Source organism: Clostridium ljungdahlii, from assembly GCF_001636845.1.
GTDB lineage: Bacteria > Bacillota > Clostridia > Clostridiales > Clostridiaceae > Clostridium_B > Clostridium_B ljungdahlii_A.
This window is the reverse complement of the sequence record NZ_LITT01000013.1, coordinates 47991-73336: the sequence shown is the minus strand read 5'-3', so window position 1 is coordinate 73336 and position 25346 is coordinate 47991. Positions and strand designations below refer to the sequence as shown.

At 33.8% G+C, this 25346-nt stretch carries 24 protein-coding genes, 1 tRNA gene and 2 pseudogenes; 6 read left to right on the top strand and 21 right to left on the bottom strand.

All coding sequences use genetic code 11. The features are described from left to right. Positions 1 to 63: 63 nt before the first annotated feature. The 9 genes from gpmI to WY13_RS07880 all read right to left on the bottom strand — a co-directional run bounded on the left by gpmI (position 64) and on the right by WY13_RS07880 (position 10249). The gene (gpmI, locus tag WY13_RS07920) at positions 64 to 1599 is read right to left on the bottom strand and encodes a 2,3-bisphosphoglycerate-independent phosphoglycerate mutase (RefSeq protein ID WP_063555154.1); all 1536 of its coding nucleotides are present in this window, start codon (positions 1597 to 1599) and stop codon (positions 64 to 66) included. 25 nt (positions 1600 to 1624) lie between these two features. Further along, positions 1625 to 2371 carry a triose-phosphate isomerase gene (gene tpiA / locus WY13_RS07915; RefSeq protein WP_063555153.1) on the bottom strand — a complete coding sequence of 249 codons (747 nt, stop codon included), beginning with the start codon at positions 2369 to 2371 and terminating at the stop codon, positions 1625 to 1627. 21 nt (positions 2372 to 2392) lie between these two features. Continuing rightward, positions 2393 to 3589 carry a phosphoglycerate kinase gene (locus WY13_RS07910; protein ID WP_063555152.1) on the bottom strand — a complete coding sequence of 399 codons (1197 nt, stop codon included), beginning with the start codon at positions 3587 to 3589 and terminating at the stop codon, positions 2393 to 2395. Positions 3590 to 3709: 120 nt separating this feature from the next. Next, on the bottom strand, positions 3710 to 4717 hold the full coding sequence (gene gap / locus WY13_RS07905) for a type I glyceraldehyde-3-phosphate dehydrogenase (RefSeq protein WP_063555151.1): 1008 nt from the start codon (positions 4715 to 4717) through the stop codon (positions 3710 to 3712). 52 nt (positions 4718 to 4769) lie between these two features. Beyond that, a complete protein-coding gene (locus tag WY13_RS07900) occupies positions 4770 to 5795 on the bottom strand; it encodes a sugar-binding transcriptional regulator (RefSeq protein ID WP_063555150.1) in 1026 nt (341 codons plus the stop codon). A 134-nt stretch (positions 5796 to 5929) separates the two neighbouring features. Beyond that, positions 5930 to 7291 carry an RNA polymerase factor sigma-54 gene (rpoN, locus tag WY13_RS07895; RefSeq protein WP_192845006.1) on the bottom strand — a complete coding sequence of 454 codons (1362 nt, stop codon included), beginning with the start codon at positions 7289 to 7291 and terminating at the stop codon, positions 5930 to 5932. A gap of 170 nt (positions 7292 to 7461) precedes the next feature. After that, positions 7462 to 8301: a DegV family protein gene (locus tag WY13_RS07890; protein WP_063555148.1), complete on the bottom strand. Its 840-nt coding sequence runs from the start codon at positions 8299 to 8301 to the stop codon at positions 7462 to 7464. Between the two features lie 10 nt (positions 8302 to 8311). Further along, entirely contained in the window at positions 8312 to 8779 is a 468-nt protein-coding gene (gene trmL, locus WY13_RS07885) for a tRNA (uridine(34)/cytosine(34)/5-carboxymethylaminomethyluridine(34)-2'-O)-methyltransferase TrmL (RefSeq protein ID WP_063555147.1), read from the bottom strand. Positions 8780 to 9589: 810 nt separating this feature from the next. Then, positions 9590 to 10249 carry an N-acetylmuramoyl-L-alanine amidase family protein gene (locus WY13_RS07880; RefSeq protein ID WP_242866379.1) on the bottom strand — a complete coding sequence of 220 codons (660 nt, stop codon included), beginning with the start codon at positions 10247 to 10249 and terminating at the stop codon, positions 9590 to 9592. Between the two features lie 223 nt (positions 10250 to 10472). Here WY13_RS07880 and WY13_RS07875 point away from each other — a divergent pair, with 223 nt between their 5' ends. Then, positions 10473 to 11051 carry a 5' nucleotidase, NT5C type gene (locus WY13_RS07875; RefSeq protein WP_063555145.1) on the top strand — a complete coding sequence of 193 codons (579 nt, stop codon included), beginning with the start codon at positions 10473 to 10475 and terminating at the stop codon, positions 11049 to 11051. A 17-nt stretch (positions 11052 to 11068) separates the two neighbouring features. On the opposite strand, the gene WY13_RS07870 is transcribed toward WY13_RS07875, so the two are convergent. From WY13_RS07870 to WY13_RS07840, 8 genes and pseudogenes are all read right to left on the bottom strand, one after another. After that, the gene (locus WY13_RS07870) at positions 11069 to 11974 is read right to left on the bottom strand and encodes a DMT family transporter (protein WP_242866378.1); all 906 of its coding nucleotides are present in this window, start codon (positions 11972 to 11974) and stop codon (positions 11069 to 11071) included. A gap of 147 nt (positions 11975 to 12121) precedes the next feature. Continuing rightward, positions 12122 to 13237 carry an RNA-guided endonuclease InsQ/TnpB family protein gene (locus WY13_RS07865; RefSeq protein ID WP_063555144.1) on the bottom strand — a complete coding sequence of 372 codons (1116 nt, stop codon included), beginning with the start codon at positions 13235 to 13237 and terminating at the stop codon, positions 12122 to 12124. After that, positions 13215 to 13340: pseudogene (locus tag WY13_RS22295) on the bottom strand (IS607 family transposase); the annotation flags it as partial. The gene WY13_RS07865 and the pseudogene WY13_RS22295, both read right to left, overlap by 23 nt. Before the next feature lie 11 nt (positions 13341 to 13351). Next, positions 13352 to 13590, bottom strand: a pseudogene (locus WY13_RS22290) (MerR family transcriptional regulator); the annotation flags it as partial. 504 nt (positions 13591 to 14094) lie between these two features. Then, positions 14095 to 14490, bottom strand: coding sequence for a hypothetical protein (locus tag WY13_RS07855; protein ID WP_082848439.1), 396 nt, complete (start codon positions 14488 to 14490; stop codon positions 14095 to 14097). A gap of 371 nt (positions 14491 to 14861) precedes the next feature. After that, the gene (locus WY13_RS07850; RefSeq protein WP_063555142.1) at positions 14862 to 15506 is read right to left on the bottom strand and encodes a hypothetical protein; all 645 of its coding nucleotides are present in this window, start codon (positions 15504 to 15506) and stop codon (positions 14862 to 14864) included. 77 nt (positions 15507 to 15583) lie between these two features. Next, a complete protein-coding gene (locus WY13_RS07845; RefSeq protein WP_063555141.1) occupies positions 15584 to 16363 on the bottom strand; it encodes a transposase in 780 nt (259 codons plus the stop codon). A 95-nt stretch (positions 16364 to 16458) separates the two neighbouring features. After that, a complete protein-coding gene (locus WY13_RS07840; RefSeq protein WP_063555140.1) occupies positions 16459 to 17910 on the bottom strand; it encodes an MDR family MFS transporter in 1452 nt (483 codons plus the stop codon). 155 nt (positions 17911 to 18065) lie between these two features. Here WY13_RS07840 and WY13_RS07835 point away from each other — a divergent pair, with 155 nt between their 5' ends. Beyond that, positions 18066 to 18734, top strand: a complete 669-nt coding sequence (locus WY13_RS07835) for a TetR/AcrR family transcriptional regulator (protein ID WP_082848438.1) — start codon at positions 18066 to 18068, stop codon at positions 18732 to 18734. Positions 18735 to 18849: 115 nt separating this feature from the next. On the opposite strand, the gene WY13_RS07830 is transcribed toward WY13_RS07835, so the two are convergent. Next, the gene (locus WY13_RS07830; protein WP_242866376.1) at positions 18850 to 19854 is read right to left on the bottom strand and encodes an oxidoreductase; all 1005 of its coding nucleotides are present in this window, start codon (positions 19852 to 19854) and stop codon (positions 18850 to 18852) included. Between the two features lie 140 nt (positions 19855 to 19994). On the opposite strand from WY13_RS07830, the gene WY13_RS07825 reads away from it, so the two are divergent. Beyond that, positions 19995 to 20420 carry a MerR family transcriptional regulator gene (locus tag WY13_RS07825; RefSeq protein ID WP_063555138.1) on the top strand — a complete coding sequence of 142 codons (426 nt, stop codon included), beginning with the start codon at positions 19995 to 19997 and terminating at the stop codon, positions 20418 to 20420. A 165-nt stretch (positions 20421 to 20585) separates the two neighbouring features. On the opposite strand, the gene WY13_RS07820 is transcribed toward WY13_RS07825, so the two are convergent. Continuing rightward, positions 20586 to 21017 carry a hypothetical protein gene (locus WY13_RS07820; protein ID WP_242866375.1) on the bottom strand — a complete coding sequence of 144 codons (432 nt, stop codon included), beginning with the start codon at positions 21015 to 21017 and terminating at the stop codon, positions 20586 to 20588. Between the two features lie 530 nt (positions 21018 to 21547). Between WY13_RS07820 and WY13_RS20475 the strand changes: the two genes are divergently transcribed. Continuing rightward, complete coding sequence (locus WY13_RS20475; RefSeq protein WP_082848437.1) at positions 21548 to 21835, top strand: DUF4368 domain-containing protein; 288 nt, start codon at positions 21548 to 21550, stop codon at positions 21833 to 21835. On the opposite strand, the gene WY13_RS07815 is transcribed toward WY13_RS20475, so the two are convergent. Together WY13_RS07815 and WY13_RS07810 are read right to left on the bottom strand one after the other, a co-directional pair. After that, positions 21814 to 21900, bottom strand: a tRNA-Leu gene (locus tag WY13_RS07815). The two genes, WY13_RS20475 and WY13_RS07815, sit on opposite strands and share 22 nt — an antisense overlap. A gap of 54 nt (positions 21901 to 21954) precedes the next feature. After that, the gene (locus tag WY13_RS07810; protein WP_063555136.1) at positions 21955 to 23127 is read right to left on the bottom strand and encodes a VanW family protein; all 1173 of its coding nucleotides are present in this window, start codon (positions 23125 to 23127) and stop codon (positions 21955 to 21957) included. Positions 23128 to 23299: 172 nt separating this feature from the next. Here WY13_RS07810 and WY13_RS07805 point away from each other — a divergent pair, with 172 nt between their 5' ends. Both WY13_RS07805 and WY13_RS07800 read left to right on the top strand, forming a co-directional pair. Then, complete coding sequence (locus WY13_RS07805; RefSeq protein ID WP_063555135.1) at positions 23300 to 24538, top strand: competence/damage-inducible protein A; 1239 nt, start codon at positions 23300 to 23302, stop codon at positions 24536 to 24538. Positions 24539 to 24667: 129 nt separating this feature from the next. Beyond that, positions 24668 to 25105 carry a hypothetical protein gene (locus WY13_RS07800; protein WP_063555134.1) on the top strand — a complete coding sequence of 146 codons (438 nt, stop codon included), beginning with the start codon at positions 24668 to 24670 and terminating at the stop codon, positions 25103 to 25105. The last annotated feature ends 241 nt before the right edge of the window (positions 25106 to 25346 follow it).

Here is a 25346-nt window from a genome sequence, read left to right as displayed (position 1 = left end):
TTTCACTCCCTTCATTTCTTATTTTAATTTTATATACATATTTAAAAAATCAGCTAGTTAAGTTTAATCTTTTAATATGAGACTTTTACCTGTCATTTCTGAAGGCTTTTCTAGTCCCATAACATCAAGTATTGTAGGAGAAATATCTGCTAATATCCCATCTTGTCTCAAAGCTTTTGAGTTATTTGATACAAATAAAAATGGGACTTCATTTGTAGTGTGTGCTGTCATAGGATCACCTGTAGAGTAATTCGTCATTTGCTCACAATTTCCATGATCTGCTGTTATAAATACTGTTCCATCTTTTTCCAAAACTTTATCTACAATTTTCCCCAAACATTCATCTACTACCTCTACTGCTTTTTTTGCAGCCTCAAATTTTCCTGTATGGCCTACCATATCAGGATTTGCAAAATTTAATATTATAGTATCATATTTATCTTGATTTAATTCATTTAACACTTCACTTGTTACCTCTCTAGCACTCATTTCAGGCTTTAAATCATAAGTGGCAACTTTAGGTGAAGGAATGAGATCTCTATCTTCATTTTCATTTGGTTTTTCAACTCCACCATTGAAGAAAAAAGTTACATGGGCATATTTCTCAGTTTCTGCTATTCTAAGTTGTCTCTTTCCTTTACTGCTGAGATATTCCCCCAACGTATTTTTATGTAATTCATTTTTAAAGGCTACATCCACATTTTCCAGAGTAGAATCATATTCTGTCATAGTTACAAATTCAATATTTAAATTATTTCTTTTAAATCCTTTAAATACCTTATCATTTATAGCTCGTGTAAGCTGCCTTGCCCTATCAGGTCTAAAGTTAAAAAATATTACGGAATCTTCATCTTTTATAGTGGCAATTGGATTTCCACGTTCTTCAATTACTGTTGGAATTATAAATTCATCTGTCTTGCCATCTTCATAAGAATTTTGAACTGCTTCCAAGGCACTCTTTGCTTTTTTACCTTGGCCATATACAAGTGCATTATATGCAAGCTCCACCCTTTCCCATCTATTGTCTCTGTCCATAGCATAGTACCTTCCCGATACTGTTGCTATCTCTCCAAGTCCTATTTGCTTTATGTAACTTTCCATATCTTTTATATAGGATCCAGCAGAAGAAGGAGGTACATCCCTTCCATCAGTAAAAGCATGAATATATACGTCCTCTAGGCCTTTTTCCTTGGCTAATTTGAGAAGTCCTTTCAAATGGTCCGTATGAGAATGTACACCCCCCGGTGATAAAAGTCCCAAAAGATGGAGGGATGAATTATTTTTAAGACAATTATCCATAGCTTTATTTAGAGCTTCATTTTTGAAAAAATCCCTTTCTTCTATGGACTTTGTAATTCTAGTCAGTGCTTGATACACAATTCTTCCTGCACCTATATTTAGATGTCCAACTTCAGAATTGCCCATCTGTCCTTCTGGAAGACCTACACTTAGTCCACTAGCTCCTAACTCAGTATGAGGATAATTTTTATAGTATTTATCAAAATTAGGTTTATGGGCTGCTTTAATTGCATTTCCCTCTGTTTTTTCAGATATTCCAAAACCATCTAATATCATAAGCATTACTGGTTTCTTTTTCATCTTTTCCTCCAAAATACAATAAAATTTAGTAATTAACTATTTTTGCAAAGTCTTCTGACTTTAAGCTAGCTCCTCCAACTAACGCTCCATCTATATCCGATTGTGCCATCTGAGCTTTAATTGTAGCTGGTTTCACAGAACCACCATATTGAATTCTTGTTTTCTCCGCTGTTTCACTGCCGTACATTTTCGCAATTACACTTCTAATATAAGCTATAGTATCATTTGCCTGTTTGTCTGTAGCAGTTTTTCCCGTACCTATAGCCCATATTGGTTCGTATGCTACAACTAATTTTTCGACCTGACTTTTTTCAAGTCCTGCAAGATCAATCTTTATCTGTTTCCCTAAAACTTCCTCTGTTACATCTGATTCTCTTTCTTCTAAAGTTTCTCCACAACAAACTATAGGATTTATATCATATTCAAAAGCTTTTTTCACTTTTTTATTAATTGACTCGTCTGTCTCATTAAAATATTGTCTTCTTTCACTGTGCCCAATTATTACAAAATCTATTCCAATATCCTTAAGCATATTAGGAGCTACTTCTCCAGTGTACACACCACTTTCTTCATAGTGCATATTTTGTGCTCCTACTTTTATGTTACTTCCCTTTACTGCTTTGACAACTGCATCTAAACAAACATAAGGAGGACATACAACTACATCGCATTTCGCATCACTTACTAGAGGTTTTAACTCTTCAACTAACTTCAGTGCTTCAGTTACAGTTTTATTCATTTTCCAATTTCCAGCTATTATTGCCTTTCTCATATAAATTACCTCCCTTTATTTCTATTTATCATTTAAAGCTGCTATTCCTGGCAGCTCTTTTCCCTCTAAAAACTCAAGAGAAGCTCCTCCACCTGTAGATATATGGGTCATCTTATCTCCAAAACCAAGTTGATTTACAGCTGCAGCACTATCTCCACCACCTATGATTGTAGTCGCTTCAGATTCAGCCATTGCTTTAGCTACAGCAAAAGTACCCTTGGCAAAGTTTTCAAACTCAAATACTCCCATAGGTCCATTCCATACTATAGTTTTTGCATCTTTTATAGCTTCTTCATATAACTTAGAGGTTTTAGGTCCAATATCAAGCCCCATATAACCATCTTTTATATCTACTCCATCCGTAACTACAGGCTTTGCATTTGCATCAAATTTATCTGCTATTACAGTATCTATAGGTAGAAGTAACTTTACTCCTTTGGCTTTTGCCTTATCTATCATCTGTCTGGCATATTCTAATTTATCCTCTTCTAGAAGAGAAGTTCCTATGGAATGACCTTCAGCTTTTGAAAAAGTATAACTCATTCCTCCTCCAATTATAAGGGTATCTACCTTTTCAAGCAAATTATTTATTACATTAATTTTATCAGAAACTTTAGCACCACCTAATATAGCAATAAATGGTCTTGTTGGATCTTCTACTGCATTTCCTAAAAATTTAAGTTCCTTTTGAATTAAGTATCCACATACGGCGGTATCCAAAAATTTAGTGACTCCTACAGTAGAGCAGTGTGCTCTATGAGCTGTACCAAAAGCATCATTTACAAATATTTCAGCAAGGGATGCAAGTTCTTTTGAAAAATTGTCTTCATTTTTAGTTTCTTCTTTTCTATATCTTGTGTTTTCAAGGAGTACTACATCTCCATCTTTCATATTCTTAACTGCAGCCCTAGCATTTTCTCCTACTACCACATCATCTGCTGCAAATACAACTTCTTTCTTTAAAAGTTCTGAAAGCCTTTTTGAAACTGGAAGCAGTGACATTTCTGGTTTTGGCTCTCCCTTTGGTTTTCCAAGATGTGAGCAAAGTATAATCTTTGCATTTTTCTCCAGTAAATATTGTATAGTTGGAAGTGCACCGATAATCCTGTTCTCATCCGTTATCTTTCCATCTTTTAGTGGAACATTAAAATCACATCTAACAAGTACTCTTTTTCCACTTACATCTACATCCTCAATTGTCTTTTTATTAAAAGCCATATCTGTTCCCAACTCCTTTATAAATTTATTTCACGGTAACATTATACAACTGATTTTAAAATTATTGTAGTAAAAAAGCCCGGCCTCATAGCCAAAACTACAAAACCAGGCCCTATAATATTATAGTCTGTCGGCAACGTATTTAGTTAAATCTGCTAATCTATTTGAATATCCAAATTCGTTATCATACCAAGCAACAACTTTAACCATGTTTCCACCTATAGCCATAGTTGAAAGTCCATCTACTATAGAAGATCTTTCATCTCCTCTATAATCTACAGATACCAAAGGTTCGTCACTATATCCTAATATTCCCTTCATATCAGTTTCAGCAGCCTTTTTGAATGCAGCATTTACTTCTTCTACTGTTACATCTCTTGAAAGTTCTGCAACTAAGTCAGTACATGATACTGTAGGTGTAGGTACTCTAAGAGAAAATCCATTTAATTTTCCCTTTAACTGAGGAAGTACAAGTGCAACTGCCTTTGCTGCCCCTGTAGTAGTTGGAATCATAGATTCACAAGCTGCTCTAGCTCTTCTCATATCTCTATGAGGAGCATCTAAAAGTCTTTGGTCTCCAGTATATGAATGTACTGTAGTCATAAGTCCCTTTACTATCTTAAACTCTCTATCTAATATTTTAGCAAATGGTGCAAGACAGTTTGTAGTACAAGATGCATTTGAAATTATATTGTGTTTAGAAGCATCATAAGTTTCTTCATTAACTCCCATAACTATTGTTGCATCTTCGTTTTTAGCTGGAGCAGATATAAGAACCTTTTTAACTGATCCTCCCAAATGTGCATTGGCTTTTGTAGCATCTGTGAAAAGTCCAGTGGATTCTATAACTATTTCAGCACCTAATGAATTCCAATCTATATTTTTAGGATCTCTTTCTGCAAATATTTTTATTTCATTTCCATTTACAACTATAGAATTTTCTTTTGCTTCTACAGTTCCATCAAATCTACCATATAAAGAATCATATTTTAATAAGTGAGCTAATGTTTTTGCATCAGTTAAATCATTGATACCTACAACCTGTAATTCATTAGCATATCTTTTTACTAATGCTTTAAATACATTCCTTCCTATTCTTCCAAAACCATTAATTCCAACCTTAACCATTTATAATTCCTCCTAAAAAATTAAATATTTATTTTAAAATAATATATTATGTTTACTTTATAAATTTAACAATTTCCCTAGCGGCACCTTCATCTGTAATAAGGATACCATTATGATTATTTCTTACTGTAGCAAGAATAGCCTCAGCCTTACTGCCTCCTCCAGCTACAGCCATCAATATCTCTATTTTACCTATTTTTTCATTTACTATTCCTATGCTTGGAGTAGAATATACTACATTTCCATTTCTATCAAAGTAACATCCAAAAGCTTCTCCTACTGCTCCATCTGCCTGGATTTTATTTATCTTTTCTTCTGGTAATCCTCTTCTTTTCGCCATTTTACAAGCCATTCCTACACCATACATAAGTATGTTTGCATTTGATATACTTTTTAATATATCCTGTATATCTTTTTCCTCAATAATTGCCTTTAACGCATTGTCACTTAAGTTGTCAGGAACATGAAGTAATTTATAAGTACCTTCTAATTTTTCTGCTAATCTGGCAGATAGGGTATTGGCTTGAGTTTCAACATTTTTACCCATGCCGCCTCTAGCTGGTACAACTAATATATCCTTTATGTTAGAAACTTTAGGCATATTATCAATTACTTCTTTTATAGTGGATCCACCAGTAATTGCAATGACATCATTACTTTTTAACACATTCTTAAGATAATTTGCAGCAGCTCTTCCTATTTCATTTAATACAGTTATATCTTCATCACAATTTCCAGGAACAATTATGATATTTTCTAAATTCAAATTATCCTTTATAAATTTCTCAATCTTAGACAATCCCCTTAGTTCGTGTATAAAATCCTTAAGTTTGTTTATAATTTCTTCTCCATCTGACGTTATAGTCATACCAGGAGTGTTTATTTCAATAAAGCCTTGAGCTTTAAGGAAATTTATTTCGGTTCTAACAATTCTCTCACCTGTGCCTAGGTTATTAGCTAATACTCTCCTTCCCACAGGTTGGTTATAGTATATAGTCCTTAAAATGTTATATCTTTTTTCTAATAGTTTTACCAATTCAGGTACTATTCTCTGCTCAAATTTAAGTACATCTTCCACTGCTGTGCCTCCCTGGTCAAAATCAGTCCCACTACATTGCTAATTGTCCCACCTACATTATAAAACATATGAATGATTTTTTAAATAGAAATATGAAAAAAATTTAACAACAATTATAAATATTAGGGAGAATATTAAAATCTTCTTCTCCCTTTTGATGATTTTATACCCATCTCCTCCCTATATTTTGCTACAGTTCTTCTAGAAATATTCATATCTTGTTGATTAATTAAATCACATATTTGCTGGTCAGATAAAGGTTTTTTCTTATCTTCTTCATTTATTATTTTTTCAATACTCTTTTTAATAATTAATACAGACACATCTTCTCCATCAAACCCTTTTGATATTCCTGTAGTAAATAAGTTCTTTATTTTTATTGTTCCCCTACTTGTATATATATATTTGTCTCTTATAGCCCTACTTATAGTAGATTCATGCATGTCCATGCTATTTGCTATATCCTTTAGAGTCATTGGTTTTAAATACCTTTCTCCATAATCAAAATAATCCCTTTGCAAATCCAATATCTTTTGTAACACCTTATATATAGTACTTTTTCTGTGTTGTATGCTTTTTATAAGAAATACTGCACTGTTTAATTTTTCTTTTACATAATCCGCAGCTTCTTTGTCCTCCTGGTTTTCAACTATATCTTTATATACTGAATTTATAATCAGTTTCGGTGTCAAATCGTCATTCATAATTATATAATATTTGTCTCCAATTTTTTCTATATAAGCATCTGGAATTATATATTTTACATCTTCTCCTGTATAAAATCCTCTAGAAGGTTTTGGATCGAAAGTTTTTATAATATCACCATATTCCTGAGCTTGTTTTACATTTATGCCCATGTTTTTTGCTATAACATTATATTTATTTTCTGCAATTAGCTCTAAATATTTGTCTATTATTATAAATATATTCTCATCCTCTACTTTCCTTTGCATTGCCTGTATCCTTAGACATTCGGATAAATTTCTAGCACCTATTCCATAAGGTTCTAGAGTTTGAATTATATCTATACAATACTCTACAAGCTTTGTTGAAATCTTAAGATCCCTTTCTATTTCTCCTTCTTCTATAACTAAATATCCTCTATGATCTATGTTTTCTATAATATACGAACATATAGATTTAACGTAATCCTTTTCATTTAAGTCCATTATTTCCTCTTTCAAATATTCCTTTAAGGACTTTTTGTGAGAAATAAAGTTAAAAGGAGACACTTCTTCTTCTTCACTTTTTTGATAGCTTTGATGACTAAAATTATTTGAATTAAGACTCTTTATAATTTCCTTATAATCCAATTTATCTTTTTCTATCTCAGTAGACTCCGGTTCCTTAACATCAAGGATAGGATTTTGTTGAAATTCTTTTTCTATATATTCCTGAAGTTCAAAACTTGACATCTGAAGCATTTTTATGGACAATTGCATTTGCTGAGTCATAACTAATTTTTGTTCTTGAGTTAAATTAAGTCCAAAATCCATGTTCATTTTTATATACCTCCCATTCTCACATTTTATTAAAAAAACAGCTTCTTTATTTTATTATATCATGAAGCTGTAAAAAATTTTATTTTGTTTATTTTTTCTGCAATTCATAATATAAATGAAATACTTTACAATGCTTAAATTACAAATTGCAGACTTTATATATATTAATAATCCTCTACAAAAAATACTCCACAAGCTCCTGATCCCGAATGCACCCCAACTGTACATCCTACCTCACATTCTATAAAATCTAATTTTTTCTCATTTAAATTTTCTCTCAGAGAATCCAATATATCCACTTCTCCTACATGAAGTAATATCAAATCTTCAGCACTTTTTATTCCTTTTTGATCAAGGTAAGCTAACATACTTCTAAGAACTTTCTTGCTTCCCCTTACCTTGTCAACTACTGACATTTCTCCATTTTTCACTTCGACTATTATCTTTATACCCAAAATGTTTCCTATAACTCCAGCTGTTTTAGAAAGACGTCCTCCCCTTACAAGGTTATCTAAGCTATTAAAAGCAAGAGTACTTTTTATATGGGGAGAAATCTTCTTAACTTCCCTTTCTATTTCTTTTATTCCAAGTCCTGCTTCCTTTAATTTTGCGGCCTTAATAACTTGAATTCCAAGTCCAGAAGTTACATTCATACTATCTATTACAACTATATCATCTACTTTAAGGGTTTCTTTGGCAATACATGCAGATTGGTAAGTACCACTCATTTTTGATGAAAGATGAATAGAAATTATTTTGTACCCTTTTTTTATATAAGAACTATAGCAATCCAAAAATACCTGTGGATTTACTTGAGCCGTTGCAGGGAAAATACTGCTATTTTCCATTTTATTAAAAAGTGTATAAATATCTATATCAATTCCGTCTCTATAAGATTCTTCACCAAAATTAATAATAAGAGGAAGTACCTCTATATCGTACTTTTTTAATATATATTCGGGTAAATCTGCTGTACTATCTGTTATTATCTTTATTTTTTCCATAAATTACTCCTTATTTCATATCGGGAAAGTCTATCTGCCTTAAAGCCTCATAAGCCACTATTGCTACAGTATTAGATAAATTTAAGGAACGAGTACTTGTTTTTATCATAGGAACTCTTATACATTTTTCAGGAGCACTATCTCTTATTTCATCTGGCAAACCACAAGTCTCTCTTCCAAATACTATAAAATCCCCATCTTTAAATTTAGCTTCATGATAAAAGTTTTTCCCATGAGTAGTAGAAAAATAAAAGGTACCATCTTTATATTTTTCTCTAAGTTCTTCATAAGAATCATATAAAGTTAAATCGAGATACTTCCAATAGTCAAGACCTGCCCTTCTCAAATGTTTTTCATCTAAACTAAAACCTAAAGGCTTTATCAAGTGGAGCTTGGATCCTGTAAGTACACATGTTCTAGCAATGTTCCCAGTATTTTGTGGTATTTCAGGCTGAAATAACACTATATTTAAACTCAATTTTATTTCCTCCTCTATTACAACATATAAAATATAAATAAATAATAATTTCTTTAAGCTTCTAAACTCATTAGTTCAAAAGTCCTATTAAATATATTACTCCATATTGATGTTTCAGTAAAGAGCATACTTTTAACTCTACAATCTCTGTGAAATCTATCCACAGTTGTGGATTATTTGAGAGTAACTTTTCAATAGTATTTTATTCCAAACCCAGTTATATTAGAAGCACTATAGAGTTTTTAAACAAAAATCAACTTATACAGAGTGTTACCTTCAAAAATGAGCTCATATAGTAGAGATATTTCATAGTATATATAGTTAACTCTACAATTAAACTTATCCATGCGCATAGCAGTACTTGTCCCCCACTTTGATAGAAAAGCAGATATCACATCTTTGATTTGGTGATGATCGCTTTCGCTGTGTGCGATGGGGGTGTTAGCAATGGTAGCTAATCGGATAAATCCACCCAAGATTTATAACTAGCAATTTTGAGTAATTATAGATTTAACTTTAAACTTTATAATCTATATGTAGGTTTATATGGGTATTCTAACTTAAAAATCAATTTATACGCAGGCATATTTTTACAATAATGAAGTTCTTTTAAATATTTTGCACATAAGTCTTAGAAAAAAATTCGTAAAAACTTAGAACTTTTGAATTGTTTGAGGTACGAGTTTTCAAAAGTTCCTAGCTTTTTAGAATTTTTTACTTAGACTTATCAAAATATTTAATGAACTGAAGGTTGTAAAAAATATCCGTAGTATAAATTGATTTTTTGCTTAGTAATACCTACATTGACGGTCATTGAGGATTTTCATTTAAATACTTTATTATGCCATCTGAAATATTTTTCGCAAGTCTTTTTAACACATCATCATTTGACAACCTTTTTCTATCATCATCATTAGTTATAAATCCACATTCCATAAGTACCCCAGGTATTTTGCTATATCTTAGTACTGCTAGATTTTGTCTTTTTATGCCCTTACTTTCCCAACCATCATTTTTTACTGCCTGGCTTTCTATTGTTTTTGCTAATCTTATCCTTTCAGATTTTTGATATCCATTCACATCATAATATAATGCAGTTATTCCTTTAAAATCTTTATCATTTAAGGAATTTACGTGAATTGAAACAAAAACATCTGCATGAGAAGAATTTGTTTTGTTTCCTATTTCTTTAAGCGGTAATAGCTTGTCCTTATCACGAGTCAAAAATACTACATCTCCTTGACTCCTTAAGTAAGACTCAGCATACTTTGCTATCTTTAAAGTTAAGTCCTTTTCACTCATATTTCCATAGCTTGTCCCTCTATCTATTCCTCCGTGACCAGGGTCAAGTACTATACGATACTTTTTAGATGAACTATGATTATTTGACATTTTAACTATAGGAGATGCAGCTATCTTCATAGAGTTAACTTGATTCAATATTTTAATATTTTTTCCAAAAATAAACATTAATAAAATTAAAAAAATGCAGGAAAACATTAACTTTTTTCTGCTGTCAATCCTCATAATATCACTGTCCCTTTTTCATTTTTTATGATATGTACATTATACCATTTATTTCCTTAATATTCCAGTTAATATTATTCTTCTACTATATTATATTTTTACACAGATTTAATTTTGTTTTAATATCCTATTAATAATTATACATTAGTATATCTATATAGGAGGTATAAAAAATATGAATATATGTATAGACATTGACGGAACAATTACAGACCCATATTACTGGATAGAAAGTGCCAATAAATACTTTAATAAGAATATAACTGCCGATAAAGTAACACAATATGAACTTCATAAAATTATTGGAATAACAAGAGATGAGTATACTGATTTTTACAATAAAATTAAATTTAAACTTCATAGTAAAGAGACAATAAGAAAAGACGCTGTAGAAGTTATACAAAAACTCGCAGAATTAAATAGCATTTATTTTGTAACTGCTCGTGAAAAATGTCTGGAAATTGTAACACACAAATACTTGAATAAATACGAAATACCTTACGATAGTATTTACGTCCTTGGTTCCGCTCATAAGGTAGGTACAGCTAAAAACTTAAACTGTGATATATTTATAGAAGATAGTTATGAAAATGCCATTGAATTATCTAAAAGTAACTTTAAAGTACTACTAGTAGACACAAACTACAACCGTATGCCCTTAAATCAAAATATCACCAGAGTATTAAATTGGAATGAAATATATAATATTATAGAAAAAATGCTGTTACAAGAAAAAGCCATGTAATAGCATTTTTTACTTCATCAATTATCCGCACTTGTAGTAGCTATAACCACTGCAATTACTATAAGTATCCCACCTATAAAAAAACCAAATGTAAGCTGCTCGTGGAGGTAGAGCCATCCAAAAATTGAACCCGTAACAGGCTGAAAAAATAAAAATAGTGATCCAATTCCTGCATCCATAAGTTCAATACCTTTATTCCACAAAAAAAATGCTCCTGCTGTAGATACAACTCCAAGATAAATCATCCCAAGTATTAGACTTCTATCATTTAGTATTAATGTAAAATCATTATGCTGCATGAGCATAAGTGGAGTGGTAAATATTAAAGCAAATAGCATTGCATATGTAGTTATAATTAGTGAATCAAATCGCTTAGATGCTATTTTTACATAAACAGACAATAACGCCCAGGTCACAGCAGCTCCAACAAGAATTATATTCCCTAAAAGATGTTTCATAAACATGGAATCCAATCCAATAACTATGACGACACCAAAGGTAGCAAGTATTAAAGAAATTATTTTTTTCTTTGTAAATAATTCCTTAAGTATGAATCTGGCAAATATAATCACAAATACAGGTGTAGACGCTGTAATTAATGATCCCATATGGGCATCTGATAATTTTGTACCTATAAACTGGAGGCATATAGAAATAAAATATCCTATAAAACCTATCCATGCAATGAGAAGCCAGTCCTTCTTTTTTATAACTACCTTATATCCTTTTTTATAATTAAAAAACATAAGTATTAAAAATAAAACCACAAATGCAATTACATATCTAATCCACACAAGTGTAATTGGAGAAATAAACTCCAGTATATATTTACTAACTACATACATTCCACCCCATATACAAGCTGCTAAGAATAAACATATTGATCCAATCAATCTTTTTTTCATCGTTAATACCGTTGCCAAAACCTTATAAAACTCTATAAAGCTTGTTTAATTCCCTCTTCAATATGTCCGATTTTGCTATAAAGCTACTTTCGTTTGATATAACACTCCAAGGGCTTAACTTCGGATACAACGAATCCTACACCTCAGACACAACTGTTTAGGTAGTTATGCTGAATATCTGCTTAAATTGATTGAAGCATTAAAATCTCTATCAATTATAGCTCCACATTCTTCACAGATATAAGTTCTTTTTGATAGTAATAATTTAGATTTTACATGACCACACTTACTACATGTCTTTGATGAAGGATACCATTTATCAGCTTCGACAAATTCAATTCTATAAAATTGACATTTATATTGAAGCTGTCTTTTAAATTCATATAATCCTTGCTTAGCTATTGATTTTGATAAATGACGATTTTTCATCATACCTTTAATATTAAGTGTTTCCATAACAACTCTTGACGGCTTGGCTTTCACTATCTTGATAGTTGCTTGATGTAAATAGTTGTTCCTAATATTAGCTAACCTTCTATAAAGCAATTTTATCTGTTTTTCAAGTTTTATAATGTTGCTTGTTTTGACGAACTTCTTCCCTTCCTTATTTAACTCATATTTTCTTGAAACTCTACGTTGCAACCTACGTAATCTTTTTTCTAATTTTTTAACTAATCTTGTTTTATTAATATTTTTAAAAGTCATTCCATTTGAGCATATGGCAAGGTCTTTAATTCCAACATCTATACCTATGCTTTCATCAGTTAATTCTAATATTGGATTTTCTTTCTCAATACCTGCAGATAAGTACCAATACTTCCCATCAAAACTCACTCTTGGGTTGGTATGCTTAACTTTCATTGATATTTGTTCTGCTGTTTTAACCCAACCTACCTTTTCAATTAAAACCATATTAGCCTTAACTTTTAATTTTATATTGTCATTATAAAATGATGGTTTGCTTTTTCTTCTACTTTTAAATCTTGGTTTATCTGCTAATCCTTTAAAGAATCTTTTATAAGCATTACAAGCATCTTTTACAGCCTGTTTTGCTACATTATTAGATACTTCATTTAGCCAGCAATATTCTTCCGTTTGCTTCATTAAAGTAATTTCTTTTCTTAAATCACCATCATTAATGAATTTACAACCATTTTTATAATTTTCTTGTTGCCTTGCAAGTGTCCAGTTATAAATAAATCTTGCTGTTCCAACAGACTTCCAAAGTTGTTGTTCCTGCTCTATATTAGGTATAATTCTAACTTTCTTCGCCAGTATCATTCTTAAGCAACTCCTTAATCATTTTTTTAGCTCTATGAGCCCTTTTACCTTGTAATCCACAACTAAAAGCAGTTACAATTTGGATTAAATTTTCAGCTAATTCCGCATCGATTGTCTTTCAAGGTCATCCTTTTGTTTGTGAGAACTAACTCTACAATATCCAACTACTTTTTTAGTTTTAGTTTCAATGCCTTTAATTCCTAAAAAATAATTAAGTTGTTCTTGTGAATAGTATCAGTATCCTGTTGGAGCAACATGGTGTGTTTTAATATATCTTTTTTATCCCACTCCCTTAATGTTTGAGAATTTTTACATATTAGTTTTGAAAATTCTCTAATAAAATAGTATTTCATATAATTACCTCTTGAATTTACTATATTACAAACATTATATAAAGTTTTATTAGCTGTTATCTTACCTCCATCTTCTTATATTTATCTGATGACAAGAACTCTGTTTATATAAGTTGACATCTAAGAGGAGGTATTTTAATCAAACAATTAACCTTCATCTTAGATTATTGAGATACAACTGGTTGATCGTTTTCAAATAAATCTGAAAAATACATATATATTTTAGTATATCACAGCAAAATGTACTATACTATTCTATTTAATCCTGCTCTATATTTCTATAAGCTCCTTAAAATTTTTAGCTAAAGTTATATATTTATTTTTTAAAAATTTGAACATAGCAAAAGACCTCTAAAATCAATCAGAGGCCTTATATACGTTTGGATTACTGGATGGGCGGTGTATCCATCATCTCAGGTACTCTTTCGAGTGTGTCGGGAACCATTTCCGACCTCAATAATCCTATAATTATCATATTCACTTGCTATAACTATAATACATTCTTTACTCATTTTTGTCAATAATAAATTTCTTAACTCTTCCACTATGTAACCTTCGCCGAAGCTTCGATTCTTGAACATCATACATTGTAGAGACATATAAATAATTTTCATCAACATCTAACTTTATTCCAACTAGGATATTTTTATCAAGTACTTTAATTAATTCTACAGTATCCCCTTTTTCATTTGGATTTATCCCGACATAATCAGGATTTTTTATGATATTTGATATATCATCTATATGTTTTAAACAATTAAAATGTTTTTCCTTTATTAAATGGGCTGGGAGTCCTTTAGAACGATATATTTTTTGTAATGGTAAATTTGAACCAATTATATCATTTAATTTTTGATAAAATCTTCCAACTTGAATTAATTTATCATTGGTACCTTCCACTTTCCCATCTCCTCTACAAAACATCCTCTCCTATAATCTTATAACTTTTCGGACAAGTAGTAAATATTTTGTAGAAAATTAGTTATTTTTGTACTCTGTAGCTTTCACATATCAATATTTTCAGCTACTTCAACCTTCTATTATAAAATAAAAATACACCAGTCACTCAAATAATTCTTTAAGCCCTAGTGTACAAAATTTTATATTAAAACTTGATGAATGCCATTAAGTATTCATTTGGTGCGAGTGTTCATAACGACAAACTTGGGAACCCACATAAAATAAAGGTTTTCGGTATCAGGCAAACGAATATTACACCACATTGTCTATCCAATCACGCAGAAAATTTGAATTTTGGGGGAATGTACTTATTAATCTTCATTTTCCTTAACTACATTACCTCGGCTCAGGAAATAAGTTGTTGATGAGCGAGCAATACTAAAAAAACCAATAAGTGAAACGGCAAGACCAATAGCCTTGGAATAATATTGTAATATTTCTGGGGCGGCAAGTTCCAGTATATACGCTATTAAGAAAAGCAAACCTGATAATGCCAACGCAATGCACAGTATTTTCAGTTTTATAGGATATTTTTCATACCTTTGCATAATCGATTTGTGTGTGTCGTCAACAGTTTTAATACCATCTTGGTCATCACTAAAAGCAAATATTAGTTTGTATAAGAGCATTAACAGGAACACTAGGATTCTATATAACCAATCACCAAGGAAAAACAATATAACCGTGGCTTTACGCCTCAAAGAACTTTTCTTCATCGACACAGTTATTTGATTGTATTCGTCAGTATAAAAAACAGACATAATATAAAAATTAACTGATGAAAATATTTGTAATGCAAGAGGAAAACCAAATAAAGTTTCTTTTGCTTTTGGGCCTAATAGCAACCTAATAAATTGTATGCACGGTTCTTGAGACAGAAACCATGATACAAATAAAATTATATTTATTATCCATATAAAGATTTTTTTATCTCTCTTAAGTTTTTCGTTATCCATTTATATTGCTCCTTGAATGCTTAGCACTATACACTACAAGTCAAATTTATAGGTCTTCAAGCGCCACCCAAGTGAGACTATTCCATATTAAATCCACTGGACTTTAGATCTCTAAACATTTCTTCTATATCAAATCTCTTTTTATATTCATTAACAGCCCTCTTACTAGACATATTAGTTACTAGATACCATGTATCCTCTGCTTCTTCAGCCTTACATACTGCTAAATTACATACATATTCCTCTGCACTCAGTAAGATTTTATTGAACTTTTTAACACTTTTCTTTAGAGGTTTTATATCTCTAAGGTATTTTATTTTTTCATTTTTCTCTATTTTTACAAGCATATCATTAGTGCATCTTATACAATATTTCCATCCAAGCTCATCTATAAATCTGAATAAATCTATACTTTTAAAGCCTCTATCTACAAGCAGTATAACTTCATAATTGTATGAAGCAAAAATATCATTGAGTTCTTTTATTCCCTGCTTTATATGTTTAAAACTTTTGCTGCCTTTTTCCTTATACTTGAATATTTTGTACCATAGGGGAACAACCCTTTTACCTACTTTCAATGAAAACTGCAGTATTAAGAATTTATCCTCTATAGTTGTATGGTCAAATATTATGATTAGCTTATTATTGTTACTTCTCTTAATGTATTTTTTCATTACCTCAGCAATAAAGTTATAATATAGGTAATCTGATTTTATTATAGGACTTGTTAAAAATCTAAATATTCTTTTTATCTTGCTGGCTTCACCAGCTTCTGTATAATCATTTTTCAGTTTCTCTGATATTTCTGATAGTACAACTGATTTTGATAGTACTATTCCTACTACAATATATACCAAATTTTTTAGTTTGTTGGATCATATGGGTAAAATGTTATATAGTATTTTTCTTAATTATGTTGTAATATATTCCTTTCTCCAATTTCGATACGCTTTTATTGCTTGCCTCCATCAGCTTGTGACGCTGGCTTTATTTCTGACGTGTTTTTACGCAACGGCAAAAAGAAAGTTGGAATAAAAGCAATCACGGCGAAAGCAATCGACCACCAAAAGGCCATATTGTATGCTCCTGCTTCCGCTTGGGCTACCTTCATTGTTTGATGAACGGTAAGTTGGGATTGAATCACTGTTGCCAGAATCGCCGGTCCGAACGCGCCCCCGATGGTTTGCAGTATTCTTGTCACTGTGCTGGCGTCCGGAACATGCTTCTCCTCAATTCCTATGTATGCAGAAGCCATAATCGGGATATACAATCCACCAAGACCGGCGCCACGGATCAGCAGCGCGATTGCCAGCAACACTTGATTGGTACTTCCATCCGCAAAAGCAAAGGGAATTGTGCCCAGGACGGTTATCATAAGGCTTGTGAGAACAATCCAGCGCGAGCCGATTCGGTCAGTAAGCTTCCCAAACCAGTTCTGTGTCGCTAGCATGCCGATGCTTTGCGGAATCAGTAACAATCCGGCATAAAAAGCGCTTTCACTGCGTACCTGCTGATAGTATAACGGGAAGAGCAGCATCGACCCATTGATGATTAGTCCGGAAAGAAAAAGCAGGATACTGCATACGGAAAAATTTTTCAATCGGAAAAGGCGTAAATCTACCACCGGAGTGCCTTTACTATGCAGAGCATAAACAACGAATGCAGCCATCAGGACAACACCGATCATAAGCGGCACAAATACCGCGCTGTTTATGATTCCTCCATAAGAGCTGATCTGGGAGATTCCGTAAATGAGAATGGCAAACGCGGGAGAAAGCATGGAGATACCGATCCAATCAAGGGTCCCTTTGTGATCGGATATTTTATCTTTCGGCAACCCTTTCACGGCCAAAAGAATTGCAACCAGAATAACGGGAACATTTACGTAAAAAATCCAGCGCCAACCTAGGCCGTTTACAATCACCCCGCCCAACACCGGTCCTAAAATCGGTCCCAACGCAGAAGGAATACTCATATAGGACATTATCTGACCTAATTGTTTCCCTCCTGATATCTGTACGAGCAGGTTTAATGTGATAGGAACCATCAGTCCGGCGCCAAGCCCCTGAATGAGCCGGAATACAATCAGGCTTCCAATATCCCATGACAGGGCTGTCAGCACGGAACCTGCAAAAAATGTGATTAAAGAAAATATATAAACTTGCTTTCCACCAAAGCGTTTGTTGGCCCAACCGGAAATGGGCGTGGCAATTCCCATCGCCAGCATATACCCTGTGATCACCCATTGGATCACTGACATCGTACATTTGAAGTCGAGCGAAATGGACTGGATCGCTACATTGACCATCGTGGAATCAAGCAGCGGCGTAATTGATCCGATTACCAGTATAATAGCTGCTCTGGTAACTAATGGGTCGAGCTTCTCTTTTTTCCCTTTTGACATCCTATCTTTCCCTCCCAAATAGCTTTTGATTTTCAAAACACCTTTACAATCTATAAACGGAATGGCGTTCCGTTTATAGACTATATTATACGGAATCATGATTCCGTTGTCAACATTCATTTTTTCAGGTAAAATAAAGAGGAAAGAGGGGACTTATGATGGCAAAGGGGAAAAAATCTTTGGCTGCCGCAAATACTACTGACGAAATGGTAAATATGCAATCCGATCATTCCTGCTTTTCTAATGATTCCGAAAAGACGCTGCGGGCTGATGCAAAACAGAATAGGGAGCTGATACTGCAAGCGGCCCGTAAAATTTTTTCAGAGAAAGGGCTTTCGGTTCAAATCAGTGAAATCGCCCGCATGGCCGGGATTGGCATCGGTACGATATATCGTCATTTTCCAACCAAAGAAGCATTATTTGACGCAGTCAGTATCAGTTATAAACAAAAGCTTACCGAGGAGGCAAAAGCCCTTATCAGCCATACCGATCCCGGCAAAACGTTTTTTGATTTTCTTTCCGGCATTATGGAAGATGGCTTTACGAATAGGGCAGCGAGGGACGCTTTCAGAATCGGAACTTTTCGCGCACGGACGGAAGTCTCCGGCGCAATGTTGGATCTTCAGTCGGCATGTGATGATCTCCTCACCCGAGCGCAACAGGCAAAGGCGGTACGGGAAGATATTAACATCATGGATTTGTTCGCCCTGATGTCCGGTCTTCTTATGATTGTAGATGAGCTTGAAGATGTCTCTGATACAAGCAGATTCCATCATTTGCTGGCTATCGTTTTCGATGGTCTTCGTTTTAAAACGCATGACTAATTGTATAATCCGTATTTCTGCGTAAAGGTAGCTAGAAAAAACAACGACAAAAAAACAAGGCACTCTACGAAGTTTAGCGTAGGTGCCTTAGCTTAGCTATTTAGTGATAATAGCATTAAAACTTTACGTTTGTCAGCCTTTCAGATTCCTCCCAAAGCTTTGAAGCAACTTCGATATCCTTTGCTTGCGGCGCAATTTGAGCGAGTGCAGGATATCCTCTCATTTCGTTCATTCTGGAAGGTCCGTAATATATGCCTCCCGTGGCTTCTTTCGCTGTCGCGGCATAAAGTGACGGCCATGCCCCATGGGCTGCGGGCTGAAAGAATATCGGCCCAAATAAACGCCGAGCGATACCCGCAGGGCTATTCTTTCCGGCTCCATTCGGGATCAATTCTGTCCTTGAGATTCCTGGATGTGCCGCCATGCTGCTAATCCCCCAGCCAGCCGCATCACTTCGCCGTTGTAGCTCAAGTGCAAACATTAGGCATGCGAGCTTTGATTGAGAATAGGCTACCATGGGCTTGTAGTTCACCTCTGATTGGAGGTCAGCAAAATTTATAATGCCTTGACGATGCGCAATACTGCTCATTGTGACCACCCGGGGCTTGTTACATTTTTGCAGCAGAGGAAACAAGTGCGCCGTTAACGCGAAATGCCCAAGATAGTTTGTGCCTATTTGCAGTTCAAATCCATCTTTGGTAACCTTGCGCTGCGGTGGATTCATTACCGCCGCATTGTTAATTAATATATCCAAGCTTTTGTGCTGTGCCTTTATCCGTTCGCCAAATGCTTTGATGGACGCAAGATCCGCCAAGTCAAGTTTTTCAAACCTAATATTTCCACCAGAAGTCAGTTCCTTAATTTGTCTTATTGCTTCTTCTCCTTTGCCCTTGTTTCGACCCGCTATGATAACTTCGGCCCCTGCGCGAGTCATTTCCAGCGCTGTTTCATAGCCGATTCCACCGGTTCCGGTAATCACTACCGAGCGGCCTTTTTGTGAGGGGATATCCGCTGCTGTCCAGTCACGCTTCATATTTTCTGCCATAATTAAATTCTCCTTGTTTAATAAATTTTCCCTTGCTAAATCCATATATTTCGCTTTGGCATCCCTTGCGATCATTGTGCAATTGAAAGTACATTTATCATCTTCCTTTCCATAAAGACAAAAAGTCTTGAAGTTTTTTGACTTGTGCTTTATACTGATGATATCACTTAGAGTTCTATCTATGTCAAGCGTAATTTTTTAAGGAGATTTTGACTGTGTATACTATCAATGAAGTCGCGCAAATCTGTAACATATCCGTTTATACAATCCGCTTTTATGATAAAGAAGGGCTTCTTCCCTTTGTCACCCGAAACAGCACCGGAAACCGGCAGTTTAGTGAAGCCGACCTTGACGTGATAAAACTAATCTGCTGCCTTAAAAATACCGGGATGCAAGTCAAGGAAATTAGGCAATATATCGATTTGTGTATGCAGGGAGAAGAAACCGCTCCAGCACGGAGACAGTTGATGATTGAGCATCGCAAGGCAATCCTGAGACAGATAGATGATCTTAAAAAGAATTTGAACATTGTTGATTTAAAAATTGCCTTTTATGATTCCTACATCGCTGATCCACAAGCCGGTTATGACCCGATAAAATACATGTCGGAGCATAATCATCTTGACATCAAAAACAGATAAGTAAGCAAACACTTAGAGTCGTATCTAAGTGTTTGCATCGTTATTTGACGTATTCTGAACATTAAGTCCTGCACGAGGAGCACAAAAAGATATAAACATAAAATTGCTTGTTGGGGCCATCCGCCCCAAAGTCGGCGTTCTGCGCCTGTTGTTGCGTCACCGTCGCTACCGCTCCTGTTCCTTATTTTTCTGCGTGTCCGTCAACCCGAACAGGCGGTCGATATTTTCCTTCGCCGTGACAACCTCATGCGTGTCCTTCCGTACCGCGCGATACTCCTTGTATGTGGCCCGTTTTTCCGCCGCCAACTTTTGATATTCAGCTTTGAGAGCATCCATCTTTGGGAGCTTCGCCCCGGACAGGACGCGCCGGAATGTTTCCTGCGCCGCCCGGTAAAGCGCGATCTCGGCCTTATGCTCCACGAGATATTTTTTACTGTATTTCGCAGCCTTGTAACCGCTAAACACGGGCCGGGTTTTGGCGTAATCCACCACCGCGCCCTTTAGCTCCGCATTGGCGCTCATAGCGCCCTCAATGGACTTGATCTGTTCGGAAAGAACGTGAAGACGATCTGCTGCTTCCGCCGCCCGTTTTTCCAACTGCCCGTATGTCCTCCGGGCCATAGCCTTTTCCGAGCGTAGAGGAACGCAGGCGCGTAAACCGTTCCTGCCCTTTGGCCCGGAAGTTGATCGTGCCGCCACACCCACGCTTTACCTCGTAGCCGGCTTTCGCCATAGCCTGCAAAAAGGAGTCCATATCCAGCGGCTTTTCGGCAAGGCAAACATCTATCTGCGCTTTCAGCCGTTCCTGAAAGGTCTATACATTGCACACATTAATGGTAATTAATTGCCATTAATGTTTAAAAAACAAACTCATAGATAAATTGAGCATTTTACATAGCTTAATTGGAACATGCTGGTGTAAATTGATGCTTTAAAGCTCTTTTTACATCTCAAAACTTTATAGTTAATCTGCAACTAATTGGTATTAATTTCTTGCCGAATACTCAAAAACCCATATCCCATAAGGCTTGAACAACTTACCAATTAGTTACCAAAGCTATGTGCAATGTATAGATTACATACGGGCCGACGCACTGGAAGAAGTGGTTCTTTTGGAGCTTCGGCGTATGACGCAATTTTTACAGGACGAAGAAGAAGATTTCGTAAAGCTGCTGATGGACAAATCTTTGCGGGAAGCACAGCAGGAAATCAAGGAACTCACCCCAACCATTGTGAACGAGCTGATTGAAAAGATCGTCGTTTCTCAGGCGCAAGGCACCGGCAGGGTGTGGCGGTGGAGTATATCACACGGAAAGCCGGGTAACGAAAATAGGAGCAACCTTTCGGTTACTCCTATTCACGGAATGTTCAGTATCGTTATGAACACTCGACATGGTGCGGATAACAGGACTTGAACCTGCATGAAGTTTCCCTCACTAGAACCTGAATCTAGCGCGTCTGCCAGTTCCGCCATATCCGCATAAACTACTTTCCTATTATAGCATACTTTTTTAATTAAGTTAATATGTAATTTTTATTTTGATACTGAAGAATTGGAATATAAATTAAATACTATGTTACCACCTGAAGTATAACCTTGTATGTATATAGGATATTTAAAATCATTTCTAAATTTATAATCTATATTTCCATAATCTACTGTAGCATCCATTCCTTGAGGAACATAATGAACAGGCATAGTATGGTGAGTCCTTTCCGTAGTTGTAAGCCCTGCTTTAGCAACTGCATTGTAAAGCGTCGTAGATACCTGACATATTCCCCCACCAAGCCCTGACTCCACTTTATCTCCAATAATAACAGGAGCTGCCTCATATCCTTTTGCTGCAGTTCTCTGCCCTACAACATCATTGAAGCTAAAAGTATCTCCTGGCATTACTACATGTCCATTTATGCTGTTAGTAGCAAGTGATATGTTATTTGCCCTTTCACCAGAAGATATGCCACCATAGGCTGTACTAAAACTAGATATTAATGTGTCCACAGGTTTAAGATCATCTTCCTTTATTTTAGCTTTGGTAGTTTTGAGCACTGCTTTTACAGTTAAATCCTGATCTGAATTTTTATCTATTTTAGATTCAATATCTTTTTTCAAAGCTTCTTTATCTACCTTAAGCCCATCTTTCTGTGGTATTACTGAAAACTTCACTCCTCCCATTTCAAGAGATGCATTCACAGGTTCCTTATCAGCTTCACTTGCAATTTTATCTACCATATTATATATAGCTTTAGTGTCATAAGAAAATTTCAAATTATAGTTTACATTTTTAGGATTCTTTAATAATTCATATTTTTTAAATATATTGCTGCTTTTTCCATAAGAATAGGCCAACTTTAGAGTTTCATCCAAATTGTACGTAAAACTTAAACTCGAATAAGGTAATTCATAACTTTTATTTCCTGCAATTATAGTAATCTGTCTCTGTTGAAATTTATTTAAATATCCGCTGCTCATTATACTCTTAGCCTGATCTTTAGTTTTTGCAGAAAGATCCGTATTATTTATAGAAACCCTAGGATAAATTAAGTTATCCCAGTATTTTATATCATTATAATGATATACTATAAATCCACAGCTTATACTCAAAAAAATAGTTAAGGCAGCTAAACCCACTATTTTTAATCTTATGCCTAACATCCTCTTTGATTTTCTAGTCTTTCTTTTTCTAGTCTTTCTTTTTCCACTCATCATTATCACCTCTTTACTTTCACATAGTTATTATACTATAGAGTAATAGCTTTTATATATAAAAATTATTAATTTAATTATTATTAATTTGTAACAAATAAGCATAATTTTTATGCTATCATAGAAATATGTTTATTCTACAAATATAATTAAATATGGAGGTAATACATAAATGAAAGCTGAGATATTATGCGTTGGTACAGAGATTTTACTTGGAGATATAGTAAATACAAATGCACAATTTATTTCCAAAGGATTAGCTGATCTTGGTATAGAAGTGTATCACCAATCTGTTGTGGGAGATAATCCTCAAAGACTTTTAGATGAGTTTAGAAAATCTTTTGAAAGAACTGACATCATAATTACAACTGGAGGGCTTGGACCTACACAAGATGATCTAACTAAAGAAACTGGTGCTGAATACTTTAACAAGAAGATGATTTTAGATAAAAATTCACTTAGCCATTTAGAAGCTTATTTTAAGAAAATGGGAAAATCAAATTTAGAAGGCAATAATATAAAGCAAGCTTACTTTCCTGAAGGTGCTTCTATATTTCCTAATCCACATGGTACGGCTCCTGGATGTTGTATGGAGCAAAGCGGAAAAATTTTAATAATACTTCCTGGTCCTCCAAAAGAGGCAAAGCCTATGTTTCAAAATTATGTAGTACCATTTTTAAAAAAATATAGTACTGGAGTAATAAAATCTAAAACACTTAGAGTTTGCGGTATGGGAGAAAGTTCTATGGCTGAGAGTGTCTCAGATCTTATAAATAATAGTGTAAATCCCACTGTAGCTCCTTATGCAAAGGAAAATGATACAATACTTAGAATTACTGCACGGACAAATACAGAAGAAGAAGCTGTAGAGCTTATAAAACCTGTAGAATCTAAAATTAGAGAAAAACTAGGGATAAATATATATGGTGAAGATGATGACACTATGGAAGAGGTTATAGGAAAATTATTGATAAATAAAGGTTTAACTATATCCTCTGCAGAATCATGTACTGGTGGACTAATAGCCGCAAGACTTGTAAATTATCCTGGCATATCTGCTGTATTTAAAGAAGGTGCTGTGACTTATAGCAACGAGGCCAAAATGAAAAGACTAGGAGTAAAAAAGGATACCCTAGACAAATTTACTGCTGTTAGTTCTGAGACTGCAAAAGAAATGGCAGAAGGTATAGCTAAAACAGCAAATACTGATATAGGCATAGCTACTACAGGAGTTGCAGGTCCTGGCGGCGGTACTTACGAAAAACCTGTAGGCCTAGTATATATAGGACTTTATATAAACGGAGAAACTTATGTTAAGAAGTGCCAATTCTTTGGCAGCAGAGATGTTGTAAGACAAAGAGCTACTATGACTGCCCTCGATTTGATAAGAAGGCACCTTATAAACTCATAGAGTTTATAATAAAAGTTGAATACTCAAATTTCACAGTTTAAAAATTATACAAATTATTTAAAAATTGAATAATACAGCATAAATGTCACTAAAGTTTAGGACAATTTTAAAAATGGAGGTGGTATATTTATGAAAATTAAAACTTGGTTAAAATATTTTGTATATGCATTTATTATCATTGCATTTATGTATTTAGCAGGATATGCTTCAATTTACCTAAAAAAATTGCAGGAAGCATTTAGAACAAATATTTATCAATATGGATTAATAACATTTATTCTTTATGCAGTAATTGGCTTTCTCATTGGCTTAGAATACTTTCTAAATGAAAAGGATAAAAATGGAACATGGAAAGTAAATCTTCCCAAATTGATACTAATAGGCTTACCAAGTTTATATTTTTCATCTTATGTTTTTATATTTTATTGTCCTGTTTCATTTATAAGAAATGTATTAATACAACCAATTGAATTCTTTTTAAGAGTCAATACAAATTTGATATCTATATTTCAGCTACTATTTGGATATGTAGTTATTACAAGTTTATATAAAGTATCTGAAAAATAAAAATTTTTATTTAGAAACTGTACATAAGTTTTCTAACTTAAAAATCACTTTATGTGCAGAAATATTTTTACAATAATGAAACACTTTTAAATATTTTGTATATAAGTCTTAGTAAAAAAAATTTTAAAAAATCTAGAACTTTTGAATTGTTTGAGGTACAAGTTTTCAAAAGTTCTCAGTATTTTTTTAATTTTTTTGCTTAGTCTTATCAAAATATTTAACGTGCTGAATGTTGTAAAAA

Bases quoted from the DNA above. Each gene is read 5' to 3' on its own strand.
- gpmI (WP_063555154.1), bottom strand. From the start codon at position 1,599: ATGAAAAAGAAACCAGTAATGCTTATGATATTAGATGGTTTTGGAATA.
- tpiA (WP_063555153.1), bottom strand. From the start codon at position 2,371: ATGAGAAAGGCAATAATAGCTGGAAATTGGAAAATGAATAAAACTGTA.
- WY13_RS07910 (WP_063555152.1), bottom strand. From the start codon at position 3,589: ATGGCTTTTAATAAAAAGACAATTGAGGATGTAGATGTAAGTGGAAAA.
- gap (WP_063555151.1), bottom strand. From the start codon at position 4,717: ATGGTTAAGGTTGGAATTAATGGTTTTGGAAGAATAGGAAGGAATGTA.
- rpoN (WP_192845006.1), bottom strand. From the start codon at position 7,291: ATGGATTTTGGACTTAATTTAACTCAAGAACAAAAATTAGTTATGACT.
- WY13_RS07890 (WP_063555148.1), bottom strand. From the start codon at position 8,301: ATGGAAAAAATAAAGATAATAACAGATAGTACAGCAGATTTACCCGAA.
- WY13_RS07880 (WP_242866379.1), bottom strand. From the start codon at position 10,249: ATGTTTATTTTTGGAAAAAATATTAAAATATTGAATCAAGTTAACTCT.
- WY13_RS07865 (WP_063555144.1), bottom strand. From the start codon at position 13,237: ATGATACTGGCGAAGAAAGTTAGAATTATACCTAATATAGAGCAGGAA.
- WY13_RS07850 (WP_063555142.1), bottom strand. From the start codon at position 15,506: ATGGATAACGAAAAACTTAAGAGAGATAAAAAAATCTTTATATGGATA.
- WY13_RS07840 (WP_063555140.1), bottom strand. From the start codon at position 17,910: ATGTCAAAAGGGAAAAAAGAGAAGCTCGACCCATTAGTTACCAGAGCA.
- WY13_RS07835 (WP_082848438.1), top strand. From the start codon at position 18,066: ATGATGGCAAAGGGGAAAAAATCTTTGGCTGCCGCAAATACTACTGAC.
- WY13_RS07830 (WP_242866376.1), bottom strand. From the start codon at position 19,854: ATGATCGCAAGGGATGCCAAAGCGAAATATATGGATTTAGCAAGGGAA.
- WY13_RS20475 (WP_082848437.1), top strand. From the start codon at position 21,548: ATGACGCAATTTTTACAGGACGAAGAAGAAGATTTCGTAAAGCTGCTG.
- WY13_RS07810 (WP_063555136.1), bottom strand. From the start codon at position 23,127: ATGAGTGGAAAAAGAAAGACTAGAAAAAGAAAGACTAGAAAATCAAAG.
- WY13_RS07805 (WP_063555135.1), top strand. From the start codon at position 23,300: ATGAAAGCTGAGATATTATGCGTTGGTACAGAGATTTTACTTGGAGAT.
- WY13_RS07800 (WP_063555134.1), top strand. From the start codon at position 24,668: ATGAAAATTAAAACTTGGTTAAAATATTTTGTATATGCATTTATTATC.